Below are 12,210 nucleotides of genomic sequence, written 5' to 3'. Positions count from 1 at the left end.
TTAGAGAGCTGATTTATCTGTGAGGGGGCGGCAATTGGGAGCGGTTCTGTGTGCTCGTCTGGGATTCTCACGCTTCTTCATCCTTATCCACGTCGAGTCCTTTTGACGCGCGGCACGTCACCGTATTCTTCCGATCCCAGGCATCAAGCTCATTCGTCGGATACAAAACGGCCTTGCCAATTTTGACGAAGGCTGGGCCTACCTTCATCGCTCGCCAATTTCGAAGAGTGCCAATTGAAACACTGCCACGATATCTTTCAGACACTTCTTCGGCGGTCAGAAACTTTCTATCAGACATCGACCTCTCCCTAGCGTTGCCAACAACCGATCACATTCGGGAAGGCTAAAGAGCACCAAATCATGCTCGCGGACTGTCTGATGGAGCGGCCGCACGTATGTTGGAAGAGGAGGATTTCCGCCGTCGTGAAAACGGATGCAGCGGGATAGAAGAAGGAATGGTTGCCAGTTCGTGTGCGCTAGATCTGTGCATCGGATGATGCAGAATAAATGCCTAATGCGGCTCAATATCCTATTCGAAGCCCGACCCCGAACCGCCTAAATTAGCTCAATGGAGGGAACGGCAGCTTGTGGCGCGCGAGGCGGCCGTTCGTTTGTCTCTCGGTCCATGTGCCTGCCGACGCATATTCGCTAGTCGCAGGATCTAATGCGTAACAGGGCTCGAGTTGAGTCGCCGTCCTTCTTCGCGTGGTCACTACTACGGACGCGAAATGCGCAAACACGCGAAGAGAATACGGCCCAACAAGAGGCGTTGCCTGTCGCGCAATCATTGTATGATCGGTGAGCAACATTGACCAGTATTCCTACGTCTCGATTACTTAACACCAACAGCCGAACTGCGGCAGCATGTTCGGGTCGAGCTTATCGACTGATTCGCCAGAAAACTTAAACCTCGCTCTCGCCGTCCTTGCGGATCGGTGATTGCAAACCCGACTCTTTGGAGAACGAACATGACTTTAGCCAAGCGAGCACAGATTGGGCCGGCCCGGCGCGAAGAATTCGGGCATACTTCTAGCGGTACCGATCGCAGTGCTGGCCAGGCTGAAGTCCAGCGCAAGCGGGCCCGCACCTTTGCGCGCCAGCAGAAGGTCGCCGAGCGAGTTGCAGCCGCGACGGCGGAAATGGCTTCGGCAATCAGCGAATCCGCTTCGGCAGCGCAGGAACTTTCCAAGTCGATGGAGCAGATAGCGGCTGGCGCCGAAGAGGCATCTGGCGCCGCGCAGCAATCGCTCGTCGCGGTGACCGATATCGCCACCGGCGTGACCCAGGCGAAGGAGAAGGCCGAAATCTCGCGGCAGAAATCCGAGGCGCTGCAGGCTCTGCTCGGAGAGCTGAACTCTCAGATCAGCGCCTCGGTCGCCAATATCGGTGCTGGCGCCGACCGCCAACTCGCTTCCGTTCAAATGGTCGTCGAACTTGAAAAGCAGGCAGCCGACATTGGCGAAATCGTGAAAGCGGTCGCGCGCATCGCCGATCAAACCAACTTGCTTGCCCTCAACGCCGCCATCGAGGCAGCCAGGGCGGGCCAGCACGGCAAAGGCTTCGCGGTAGTCGCCGATGAAGTAAGAGCTCTGGCTGAGACGTCCGAAAAGAGCGCCAGCGAAATCCAGGGCCTCGTTGGCCAGATTCAAGGCGAAGTTAAGACCATCGCCGACGGCATCAACGGAGCGGCCGAGGCGGCCCGAGTTGAAGCCGAGAAGGGCAAAGCCGTCACCGTGCAGCTGGAAAAGGCGCGGTCCGACATGCTTGGGATCGTTGCGGGAAGCACAGAAATCGCAAGCGCGGCGCTGCAGTCCGACCTGGCCACCAAGGAAGTGCAGAAGGGTTCGGAGCAGATTGCGGCGGCGGCAACCGAGCAGTCGGCGGCCTGCGAAGAGGCCTTAAAGACGGTCGATCAGCAGAACGTGGCGCTGAACCAAAGCCAGACCGCGTCGGAAGAATTGTCCACGCTTGCCGACGAACTGAAGAACAGCACCGACATTTCGAAAAGCGCGGAGGAAATGGCTTCCGCGGCCGAGCAGCTATCTTCCGCGGTTCAGGAAATCAGCGGCTCGGCGACCCAGATCATGGCGGCGATTGAGCAAATCAACAAAGGATCGCAACAGGCCGCCGCCGCCGCACAGCAGTCGAGCGCCGGCAACTCCCAAATCGAAAAGGGCGCTGCGCTATCGCAGGAGCGTGCGAAGGCCGGGCTGGAATCAGGTCGTACAATCTCCGACCTGGTGAAGGCAAGTCGCTCTGCGGTCGAAGAACTCATCTCGGGCGTCTCCAAGGGGCTGGAAGAGACCAACAAGAGCGGCGAGCTCATCGCCACGCTGGAGCAGGTCAGCCGGCGTATCGACAAGATCGTCGACTCGATCACGACGGTGTCGATTCAGACCAATATGCTGGCGATCAACGGATCGATCGAGGCGGCCCGCGCCGGCGAGTTCGGCAAGGGTTTTATGGTGGTCTCGACTGACATCCGCAACCTCGCGCGGGAATCAGCGGAGAATGCCGACCGCATCAAGGACGTCGTCAAGGCGACCCAGGACCAGATTGTCGCGGTCCGGCGCGATCTGGAGCAGATTGCCGCGGCAGCTGTGGTGGAAGTGCAGAACAATAAGGCCATCACGACTAACCTCGCAATGGTTGAGCAGGACATGGCGATCGTGCTGAGCGGCAACGAGGAAATCCTCAAGGGTGCGGACATCATCCTGACCGCGGTACAGGAAGCGCAGAAGGCGACGCAGCAGATTGCTATCGCAGCAGACCAGGCCAGCAAGGGAGCTGTCGAGGCAGCAAGCGCGGCGAAACAGCAGTCGAAGGGTGCCGAGGAATTGGCGGTCGCAGTCGAGGAAATAGCCTCGCTCGCCGACGAACTCCAGAACTCACGAGATTAATTGGAAAGGTTACGCTCGTGAATATGGAATCAGACCTGATCGACGCCCCGCCACTGTCTCCGGTGGATGAACCGGCCGGAGACAACCGGCAACACGTCAACTCAACCGGCGAAAACCGGCAGTACGTCACCTTCCACATCGACGACGGCATCTTCGCGGTCCCGCTCGCCGAAGTGCAGGAAATTATTCGGATGCCTGAGATCATTCAGGTGCCCCTCAGTCACGAAAGCCTAGAAGGTCTGGCGAATCTGCGCGGCACAGTAATGTCCGTCACCAGTCTGCGGCGGATATTCCGTTACCCGAATGTCGAACACAACGACGCAACGCGCGTGGTCGTTATCAATCAAGGCATCCCCGTTGGCCTCGTCGTCGACCGGATGTCGGCAGTTGTGACAGCGGCGCTCGATCAGATCGAAAGTGTTAGTTCGATCGAGGCGACGGTCAATACCGATCTTCTGCGCGGCATGATCAAGACGGCCGACGGGAAAGGGATGATCATGATTCTCGACCCCGTTCGGCTTTTCGAAAGCGATTCTGGCTCGGGGCATCGAGGCCCTCAGAAAGCTGGTAACGGCGAGATCGACGCAGTCGTGGAACAGGCGACCGCGACGACCGACGAAATGCAGCTTGTGAGCTTCGAGGTTGCCGGACAGGAATACGCGCTTTCGATCGAGAACGTTCAGGAGATCGTCCAGGTTCCCGACCATATCAACCGGATGCCCAAAACCGATGCGCATGTCCTTGGCGTGGTGACGCTGCGCAATCGGCTGCTGCCGCTTGTCAGCCTGCGTGAAATGTTCGGCCTGCCTGCGGTTGCGCTCGATGACCGCAACAAGATCGTGGTGGTGCCGCTGCCCGACCAGTCCTCGGTTGGAATCGTCATGGATACGGTCAAGGAAGTCTTGCGCGTGAACCGCAACATGCTCGATCCGGTGCCGAGCCTGATGCGGGGTGGGAAAGCCAACGGCGAGATCCAGGGCATTTGCCGGCTGAACGGTGGCAAACGACTGGTTTCGGTGCTGTCGGCGGAAGCCTTGTTTGAGAACGAGGTAGTTCGTCGCGCGGCAGAGAACGTCGATTCAGAGGGAAACGTGGAGGACATCATGGCTGCGGACCAGGTCGACGGCGCGACCGCGCTGGCGGAGGAAGAGCAGTTCGTGGTGTTCCGCCTCGCCGACGAGGAATACGGCGCCCCGATCGGTTCCGTACAGGAGATCGTACGAGTCCCCGATACACTGACGCGTTTGCCAAAGGCTCCTAGTTTCATCAAGGGTGTCGTGAACCTCCGGGGGCGGTACTGCCGGTAGTCGATCAGCGGACGCGGTTCGATCTCGATGATATCGAGCGCAACGACCGCCAGCGGATCATGGTGTTCACGATTGATGGTGTGCGTACCGGATTCATCGTCGATTCGGTCTCCGAAGTCCTGAAGATTCCACGCAATTCGATCGGACCGACACCTTCGCTCTCTGAGGAACAGGCGCGCATCATATCGCGCGTCGCCAATCTCGAGAAACAAAAGCGAATGATCCTGCTGATCGACACCGATCATCTGCTGGAAAGACACGAGATTGCGACGCTTGAGGAAACCTCCGGTGGAGCCAGGCAACGCGCTGCGGTCGAAGAACTGAGCGCGGCGAATGCTTAAGCTCCTGATTGCCGACGATTCCGCCCTGATGCGCAAGTGTCTGGGCGACATCTTCAAAGCCGAAGGCGATTTCGAGGTGAGTTTTGCCCGCAACGGCGCGGAAGCATTGTCGATGGCGCGGTCCATAGCTCCCGACGTGATCACGCTCGACGTGAACATGCCGGAGATGGATGGGATCACTTGCCTCAGTCGCATCATGGTCGAATGTCCAAAGCCCGTGGTGATGGTTTCGTCGATCACCGGCGAAGGCGCGGAGGTGACGCTGCAGGCGCTGAGCCTCGGCGCCGTAGATTTCATTCCTAAACCGGACGGCACGGTCTCGCTGCACATTGACAAGATCAGGGTCGCGCTGGTTGCCAAGGTTCGCAGTGCCGCGAGAGCACGCATCAGCAAGAGCCGCGGACTTCTCGATCGCGTCCGCCACCGCGCCCAGTCGGTAGAAGACGCGAGGCGTTCGGCAAGTAGCGCGAGAACTGGAGGTTCAGGTACGGCAAAAGGAGTGGTTCTGATCGGTGTATCGACCGGAGGACCGGGCGCGATCGAGACGGTTCTGCCGCGGCTGCCGGGTAATTTTCCTTGGCCGATCCTGATCGCGCAGCACATGCCTGAAAGCTTCACCGGGGTGTTTGCACGTCGGATCAATAGTTTGTCAGAACTCGAAGTCGTCGAGGTAACTCGGCCGATGCCGCTGCGAGGCGGTGTCGCCTATGTCGGACGCGGAGACGCCGACTTTCTGGTCGTCGTCCGCGCAGGTGTTCTCGCTGCCATTCCGGTTCCCGCGTCTCCGCTGCACAACTGGCATCCAAGTGTAGAACGCTTGGTCGAGAGCGCGCTGGAGCATGTAACCCCGGAGCATCTTCTCGGGGTCATGCTCACCGGCATGGGTGACGACGGTGCGCGCGCCATGGCCGAGCTAAAGTCGCGCGGCGGCCGGACCATCGCGGAGTCGGAGGATACCGCGGTTGTATGGGGAATGCCTGGCGAACTGGTAAAGCGCGGCGGAGCTACGATTGTGCTCCCGATCGAGCGAGTTGCAGATCAACTCCGGCGATGGACGAACTGACATGCCATTAGTGAGATTTGCTTCCGATGTGCCGCATACGAAAACTGAAACTTTCGAACTTCGTGAGGATCAGTTAACCGGCAATGATGTCGACGAACGGCGGCGTGCGGCGCGCGCCCTGTCCGGGAACCCGGCTGCAGCAGCCACTCTGGCTGCCCGCCTCGAATGTGAGCCTGATCCCCGGGTACGCGACGCTCTGTTCGGCAGTCTGGCCGATATCGGCGGAGCGCTGGCAGCCAAATTGATCGCTTCGTTTATCCGCAGCGATGATGCCAATCTGCGTGGGGGTGCCATCGAGTCACTGAAACGTCTGGACAATGATGCTGTAACCGTGCTTGACGCGCTTATGAACGAGTCGGACGTTGACGTCCGTATTCTCGCCATTGAAGTCACGAGGGCGTGGCCGAGCGAAGTGGCCAACCCGCGGTTGCTGCGCGTTTTCGAGCACGAGCCGCACGTCAATGTTTGTGCTGCGGCTGTGGATGTAGCGACAGAGGTTGGGACGAAAGAGTTACTGGCGGCGCTCTACGGGCTTCGTACTCGCTTCGCCGGAGAGCCCTTCCTCGTGTTCGCCATCGACATCGCCTGTGACCGCATCCGCTGCAACGATCCGCGGGGCGCGTGATGCCGGTCCTGGCGCAACGCCCCACGGCAACGCATTCAATCAGCGAAGTCGAGTATCAGAAATTTTGCGAATATTTCTATCGACGTACCGGTATCTCGTTTGGCGACAACAAGCGGTATTTTGTCGACAAGCGTCTCATTGACCGCATTCAGAAGAGCGGCGCCGCTGGCGCGAGCGACTACTTCGAGCGCTTGCGGCGGCACGACGCTGCCGGCGAGATCGAAATCCTGATCAATCTGCTAACCATCAACGAGACATATTTCTATCGCGAGGATCACCAGCTTGAGTGCCTGGTCAGCAGTATTCTTCCCGAACTGGTCTCCGACCGCCGCAAGGGCGACCGTATCCGCATCTGGTCGATGCCGTGCTCGACCGGAGAAGAGCCCTACTCGATAGCCATGTACCTTCTCGAGAACTGGGCGCAGGTCGATGACTACGACATCGAAATCATGGCGTCCGACATCGACACCAATGTCCTGCGCGCGGCGGAAGACGGCAAATACGACGCAAGGTCGCTGCATCGGCTTTTGCCGTCGCTGGTGCGCAAATATTTCGTGTCGGCAGGGGCGGAAGGTTTCCGGCTGATCGACGCAATCCGCCAATCTGTGCGTTTCACGAAGGTGAATGCGAGCGATGTCGCGGAGATGCGCCAGTTCGCCAGCCTCGATGTTATCTTCTGCCGCAACATGCTGATCTATTTCGATGACCGCTCCAGGCGACAAGTTGTCGAGTCGTTTTACGACAGTCTTTGTCAGGGAGGCTTTATCTGTCTGGGGCATTCAGAATCAATGAGCCGGATATCTTCGTTGTTCGAGGTCAGAAAATTTCCGCAGGCGATCGTCTACCAGAAACGTGGAGGTCCCCGGTGAACATGCACTTGGTAACGTCGGCGGAGCCGGTTCCAGAAGATTCGTCTCCACAGATTCTCGTCGTCGATGACGCAACCGTCGTCCGGCTCTACTATCGGCAGATCCTTGAACGCGAAGGTTACCGCGTGGAAGAGGCAATCAACGGCATTGAGGGCTTAGAGAAGGCGCTTCAGACACCGTTCGATCTCTGTATCGTTGACGTCAACATGCCAATGATGGACGGCTACACCTTCCTGCATGCGCTGCGGCGGGAACCGATCACGCATGCGATGCCGGCGCTCATGACTACGAGCGAAGCCTGCGCGGAGGATCATCGAACCGCGCTCAAGGCGGGCGCCAATGCCTATCTGGTCAAGCCGGTCTCACGGGATCAGCTTGCACTTTATGTCGCCGCCCTGCTCGGAAGGAGCGTCGCATGAACGAGCTGCTCGCCCAATTCGTCGCCGAGGCACGCGATTTGCTGCAGGAGGCCGGTGAGGACCTGCTGGCGCTCGAGCGCGCCCCTGACAATCAGGAGGCCATCAATCGCCTGTTTCGCTCGGTTCATACGCTCAAGGGATCGTCGGGCCTGTTCGACGTTCAACCCCTTACCCAGCTTCTGCACGCGGGAGAGGACATTTTCCAGGCGGTACGAGAGCATTCGCTTCTGCTGACGCCGGAAATGGCCGATCTCACGCTAAAGACCCTGGATCAGGTAGGACGATGGATCGAGCATCTCGATCGCCACGAGGCACTTCCGGGCGATGCGGCGCCGATCGCAAGGGAGCTGGTCGCCGAGCTGCGTGGGAGTTTCAACAAAGGGCCGATCGAAGCGCTCGTTAACCCCTTTGCTCCCAAAGCAAACGCTTCCAGTCCGGCCGTCTCGCTCGGCCGTTGGTTTGGGAAAGAAATGATCGCGAATGCTGCAATAGCGGCTCGCGAAGAGTCGATTAGCCTAGTCTCCTACCTGCCCGAGGAAGGCTGCTTCTTCAAAGGCGAAGACCCTCTCCATTTGGCAATGCAGATTCCGCAATTGCAGGCGCTCGGCATCGAAGAGCGACTGCCCTGGCCGGCGCTCTACGATCTCAATCCGTTCAGCTGCAATCTGGGCTTCCATGCCTTGTCAACGGCAGACCGTCCGGAATTGGAGACGCTCTTCCGATGCGTTCCTGATCAGGTGACGATCACCGAGATTACCGCTTCGGCGTTGGCCGATTCGCTGAGCGAGGTCGCATCCGGGATCGTCTTGCCTGCCGTGGTCGAGGCGCTGCTGCGGGAGCAGATTGATCTGCTCGAGTTTGATGCGCCGCTGGAAGAGTTTGCAGGGCGGGTCTCTTCCGCGGCTCGAGTTGCCGCAAACGCATTGTGCTTCGCCGGGTATTCCGAAGACGCTGCGATACTCGAAACGGCGCAAGCCGAGTCGCTCGGCGCAGGATGGACCGCGCCGCTGCGCAATGCGATCGCTGATCTGCTTCGACCCGGGGTCGATTCGGCGAACAATGTCCCAGAACAGGCTATGTCAGGACAAGCAGTCCAGTCCGGACCAGGCGACACAACCGAACGAGCAGGACCAAAGACGCTGCGTGTAGATCAGCAGAAGGTCGATGCGCTGATGAACCTGATCGGCGAGCTTGTGGTTGCAAAGAACAGCCTGCCATTCCTCGCGCGGCGGGCCGAACAGCAATTTGGCTCGCGCGAACTCAGCCACGAGATCAAGGATCAGTACGGCGTCATTGACCGCATTGCGCAGGAGCTGCAGGGTGCCGTGATGGCTATCCGCATGATGCCTGTTGGTCAGGTATTTCAGCGGTTTCCGCGACTGGTGCGCGACCTGGCACGCAAACTAGGCAAGCAGGTCGATCTTGTCATCGAAGGCGAAGATACCGAGGCCGACAAGAACGTCATCGAGAGCCTGTTCGACCCGCTGCTGCACATGGTCCGCAACAGCCTCGACCATGGAGTCGAATCGCCCGAAAAACGGTTGGCCTTCGGCAAGCCGAGTACCGCGAGAGTAAAGCTACTGGCGCGGCGCGATGGCGACCAGGTGGTGATCGAAGTCGTCGACGACGGACGCGGTATCGATCCGGATGCAATAAAGCGCAAGGCCTACGAACGCGGGCTGATCGACGAGATGCGTCTTGCCACCATCACCGACGACGAGGCCACGATGCTGGTGTTCGCCGCGGGTTTTTCGACGGCTGAGACCATCTCCGACGTTTCCGGCAGAGGCGTCGGTATGGACGTGGTACGCAACGCTGTCGAGAAGGCCGGTGGCCGCATCGCGATGACCAGCGTCAAGGGCGCCGGCACGACGGTCCGGATCGACCTGCCACTCAGCATGGCCGTAAGCCGGGTGATGACCGTAGCCTTGGGCAACAACCTGTTCGGCGTTCCGATGGATTTGATCGAGGGGATCGTGAAAGTTCTTCGCAGCGATATCGTTCGTATCAAGGAATGCGAGGCTTTTGTTCTGCGCGATCGGGTGGTTCCGCTTGTTCGATTAACTCAGCTTCTCGATCTACCAGGCGAACCGGCCGCGGGCGAGGAGATCGCCGTACTAGTGGTCCGCGTCAACGGGCAAACGATCGGACTTGGGATATCGGCCTTCGGTGAAGGAATGGAAGTCATCCTGAAGCCGCTTGAAGGCATGCTCGCGAAGATTGCGGGATATGCCGGGACTGCCTTGCTCGGTGACGGCCGCGTGTTGCTCGTGCTCGATCTCAAGGAGTTGATCCAATGACCGTCCGGCGCGCTGGCGATACGATATTTCTCGAAGGCGTCTGTGCCGTCGAGGACGCTGAGGCCCTGTTGCAGCATCTCCAGACCGGAGCGGATCTGATCGACTGGTGCGGGTGTAGCCATCTGCACGCGGCTTGCTTTCAAATGGTACTAATTGCGCGGTTGCCGATGAAAGGCCCGCCCGCAAACCCGGAGATCGCCCGCTGGCTTGAGCCGATCCTTCATTCAATTGAAATGCCTTCAGTGCAGGTTGTTGAAGCCGAGCCCGTATTTGAATTGGAAAATTAAGTCATGCCAGCGATCCTTATTCTTGACGACTCGGCCACGATGGTCATGAGCCTGTCGCGTATCCTGAAAAGCGCCGGCTATGAAGTCGAGACTGCGAGCAATGGCAAGGAAGGCATGGCCAAGCTTGCCGGTGGCCTTAAGCCGAGCGTCATTCTTACGGATATCAACATGCCGCAGATGGATGGCATTACTTTTATCAAGGAGGCCAGGAAGTCGGCATCGACCCGGTTCACTCCGATCATCGTGCTGACCACCGAATCCGGCGGACAGAAGCGGGACGAGGCGCGTGCGGCGGGCGCTTCGGCGTGGCTCACCAAGCCCACTGAGCCCAACGAGTTGCTCACCGCGCTAAAGCAGCTTCTGCCGTCGAGTTGAGGAAATGGCCATGCAATTCGATACCAAAGCCAGCGATAAGCTCGTTTGCGCCGTGCTCGCGGCGCAAGTCTCTGAGCTTCGCGGTCGCATCGATATCGGCGCGACGGTCGAACTGCTATGGCAAACATCCGACGTGCTTTCACTGTTGTCAGGTCTGGTCCTCGAATTTTCGAAGCGCTGTAGTGATTCTGATTCCAATCTATACGAGGAATGCAAAGCCGCGATCGCGGCGGAAGCCAAAATAAATCGGTCGCTCGAAAGTCTCGCCTTTGCGCAGGCCCAGCGCAATGACTTCACGTGCCAAACCGTCGACTGCGTGGTAACGGCCCTCGAACGCATGGCCGTCGTTGATATGTCGTCCGACGCACGGCTGTCGCTAAACGATTTGGCGGCGCTATATGTCTCAGAAGAGCAGCGCGAGGTACACAATAACGCCGTTCGCCAATTTTCTTTCGCTGCGGGACGAAACGGCGCCAGGGGCAGCAGCCGAGAAGAGTCCGCCGGATGACCATTGCCCTCCCGGCATCGACCTTTGTTAGCGTCCGTACGCCACGGATCGTGCTCGTGCCGATGCTTGCCAGCGTCGCGTGCGGCGTTGCCATCATGATAACGCCCGATACGCCCTTTTTGGCGCGGATGCTTGGCGCGGTGGTCACCGGAATTTCGCTGTTAGCGGCGATAAGACGTTACCGGCCCCCCACTATCGAAGTCGATCCGCCGCGACTTCCTGTCCGCGCGATGGAAGCCGCCGCCGAAGAACTGACAGTAGACGAGCCTCGCCCGGGCACTCATTCACGGGTGCTCGTAGGCGTTCACTCGGGTACCGCGCAGGATATGCAGACCGCAATGCGATTGTTCGGCTCGGCAATTGTCGACCAGGTCGACACCTCCGTGAATACTGTGCTCGCCGACAATCACCAAATGCGCGAGATGGCAAACGAGATGGCCATCGCATCGACTCAGGCGAAGGATCAGTTTAAGGGCGCTATGTCGCGTGCGGTTGATGCTGAAAGCGGCATCGAGCAACTGAATGCATTCGGCAGCGAACTCAGCGGTTCTATCCGGTTCATCGGCTCAGAAGTTAAGCGCTCGATTGCAATTGTTAGGGAAGCCTCCGACCAGGCGGAGATCACAAGGGGCTGCGTCGAAACCATGGCGACGCTTTCGCGATCGGTGTCCGATGTCACCAAGATGATCGACGTTATCGCCCGGCAGACCAGGATGCTGGCTCTCAACGCGAGTATCGAAGCGGCGCGCGCCGGCGAGGCTGGCAAGGGTTTCGCTGTAGTGGCCAATGAGGTGAAACAACTTGCGCACCAGACCGCAGAGGCAACACATACGATCGGTCAGAAGATCGCCGAGATGACCGGCATGGTCGCCGAGAGTGTGAAGTCACTGCAAGCTCTGGTGGGAACAATTGCGAACGTCGATGCGGCCAGCGGTTCAATTGGAAAGGCCCTTATCGAGCAGGAGAGCGTGGCCACGCGGGTCTCCACAAACCTGGAAAGCATGCGGGACGCGGTGTTCACGCTGTCGCGCGAAATCCGCGAGGCGGCTCAGATCGCTTCCAATAGCGGGATGTTGTCGGAAATCGTGCTGGAGACGGCGAATTCGGTCGATGGCCATATGAATGCGTTGAAGAGTAAGCTTGAGGATATCGGCACGGGCATGGGGCCTGCCTCGCAGCTGGCCGCGGAAAATAAGGCTCTCTCGTGAGGCCGCGA

At 59.1% G+C, this 12,210-nt stretch carries 13 protein-coding genes; 12 read left to right on the top strand and 1 reads right to left on the bottom strand.

The genetic code is table 11. The annotated features are described in order from the left end of the window. Window positions 1-67: 67 nt before the first annotated feature. Window positions 68-298, bottom strand: a complete 231-nt coding sequence (locus ONR75_RS30620) for a helix-turn-helix domain-containing protein (protein WP_265080557.1) — start codon at window positions 296-298, stop codon at window positions 68-70. Between the two features lie 670 nt (window positions 299-968). On the opposite strand from ONR75_RS30620, the gene ONR75_RS30615 reads away from it, so the two are divergent. Genes ONR75_RS30615 through ONR75_RS30560 form a run of 12 tightly spaced genes read left to right on the top strand, consistent with a single transcriptional unit; the run spans window position 969 to window position 12,202 of the window. Next, window positions 969-2,900 carry a methyl-accepting chemotaxis protein gene (locus tag ONR75_RS30615; protein ID WP_265080556.1) on the top strand — a complete coding sequence of 644 codons (1,932 nt, stop codon included), beginning with the start codon at window positions 969-971 and terminating at the stop codon, window positions 2,898-2,900. A 23-nt stretch (window positions 2,901-2,923) separates the two neighbouring features. Next, window positions 2,924-4,207 carry a chemotaxis protein CheW gene (locus ONR75_RS30610; protein ID WP_265083858.1) on the top strand — a complete coding sequence of 428 codons (1,284 nt, stop codon included), beginning with the start codon at window positions 2,924-2,926 and terminating at the stop codon, window positions 4,205-4,207. Beyond that, window positions 4,198-4,548 carry a chemotaxis protein CheW gene (locus ONR75_RS30605; protein ID WP_320109760.1) on the top strand — a complete coding sequence of 117 codons (351 nt, stop codon included), beginning with the start codon at window positions 4,198-4,200 and terminating at the stop codon, window positions 4,546-4,548. Before ONR75_RS30610 ends, ONR75_RS30605 begins: the two co-directional genes overlap by 10 nt. Continuing rightward, complete coding sequence (gene cheB, locus ONR75_RS30600; RefSeq protein ID WP_265080555.1) at window positions 4,541-5,611, top strand: chemotaxis-specific protein-glutamate methyltransferase CheB; 1,071 nt, start codon at window positions 4,541-4,543, stop codon at window positions 5,609-5,611. Before ONR75_RS30605 ends, cheB begins: the two co-directional genes overlap by 8 nt. Then, window positions 5,580-6,236, top strand: a complete 657-nt coding sequence (locus tag ONR75_RS30595; RefSeq protein WP_265080554.1) for a HEAT repeat domain-containing protein — start codon at window positions 5,580-5,582, stop codon at window positions 6,234-6,236. Before cheB ends, ONR75_RS30595 begins: the two co-directional genes overlap by 32 nt. Beyond that, window positions 6,236-7,105, top strand: coding sequence for a CheR family methyltransferase (locus tag ONR75_RS30590; protein ID WP_265080553.1), 870 nt, complete (start codon window positions 6,236-6,238; stop codon window positions 7,103-7,105). The genes ONR75_RS30595 and ONR75_RS30590 overlap by 1 nt, the downstream gene beginning before the upstream one ends. A 2-nt stretch (window positions 7,106-7,107) precedes the next feature. Continuing rightward, entirely contained in the window at window positions 7,108-7,524 is a 417-nt protein-coding gene (locus ONR75_RS30585) for a response regulator (RefSeq protein ID WP_265083856.1), read from the top strand. Continuing rightward, window positions 7,521-9,824 (top strand): chemotaxis protein CheA, encoded by a 2,304-nt coding sequence (locus ONR75_RS30580; protein ID WP_265080552.1) that lies wholly within the window; start codon window positions 7,521-7,523, stop codon window positions 9,822-9,824. Before ONR75_RS30585 ends, ONR75_RS30580 begins: the two co-directional genes overlap by 4 nt. Further along, window positions 9,821-10,111, top strand: a complete 291-nt coding sequence (locus tag ONR75_RS30575) for a hypothetical protein (RefSeq protein WP_265080551.1) — start codon at window positions 9,821-9,823, stop codon at window positions 10,109-10,111. Before ONR75_RS30580 ends, ONR75_RS30575 begins: the two co-directional genes overlap by 4 nt. 3 nt (window positions 10,112-10,114) lie before the next feature. Beyond that, window positions 10,115-10,486 carry a response regulator gene (locus ONR75_RS30570; RefSeq protein WP_265080550.1) on the top strand — a complete coding sequence of 124 codons (372 nt, stop codon included), beginning with the start codon at window positions 10,115-10,117 and terminating at the stop codon, window positions 10,484-10,486. Window positions 10,487-10,496: 10 nt separating this feature from the next. Beyond that, on the top strand, window positions 10,497-10,994 hold the full coding sequence (locus ONR75_RS30565; RefSeq protein WP_265080549.1) for a hypothetical protein: 498 nt from the start codon (window positions 10,497-10,499) through the stop codon (window positions 10,992-10,994). Next, the gene (locus ONR75_RS30560) at window positions 10,991-12,202 is read left to right on the top strand and encodes a methyl-accepting chemotaxis protein (RefSeq protein WP_265080548.1); all 1,212 of its coding nucleotides are present in this window, start codon (window positions 10,991-10,993) and stop codon (window positions 12,200-12,202) included. The genes ONR75_RS30565 and ONR75_RS30560 overlap by 4 nt, the downstream gene beginning before the upstream one ends. Window positions 12,203-12,210 lie beyond the last annotated feature (8 nt).

This window comes from Rhodopseudomonas sp. P2A-2r (assembly GCF_026015985.1).
Lineage (GTDB): Bacteria > Pseudomonadota > Alphaproteobacteria > Rhizobiales > Xanthobacteraceae > Tardiphaga.
Note: the sequence above shows the minus strand (reverse complement) of the source record. Positions and strands in the feature narration are given on the sequence as shown.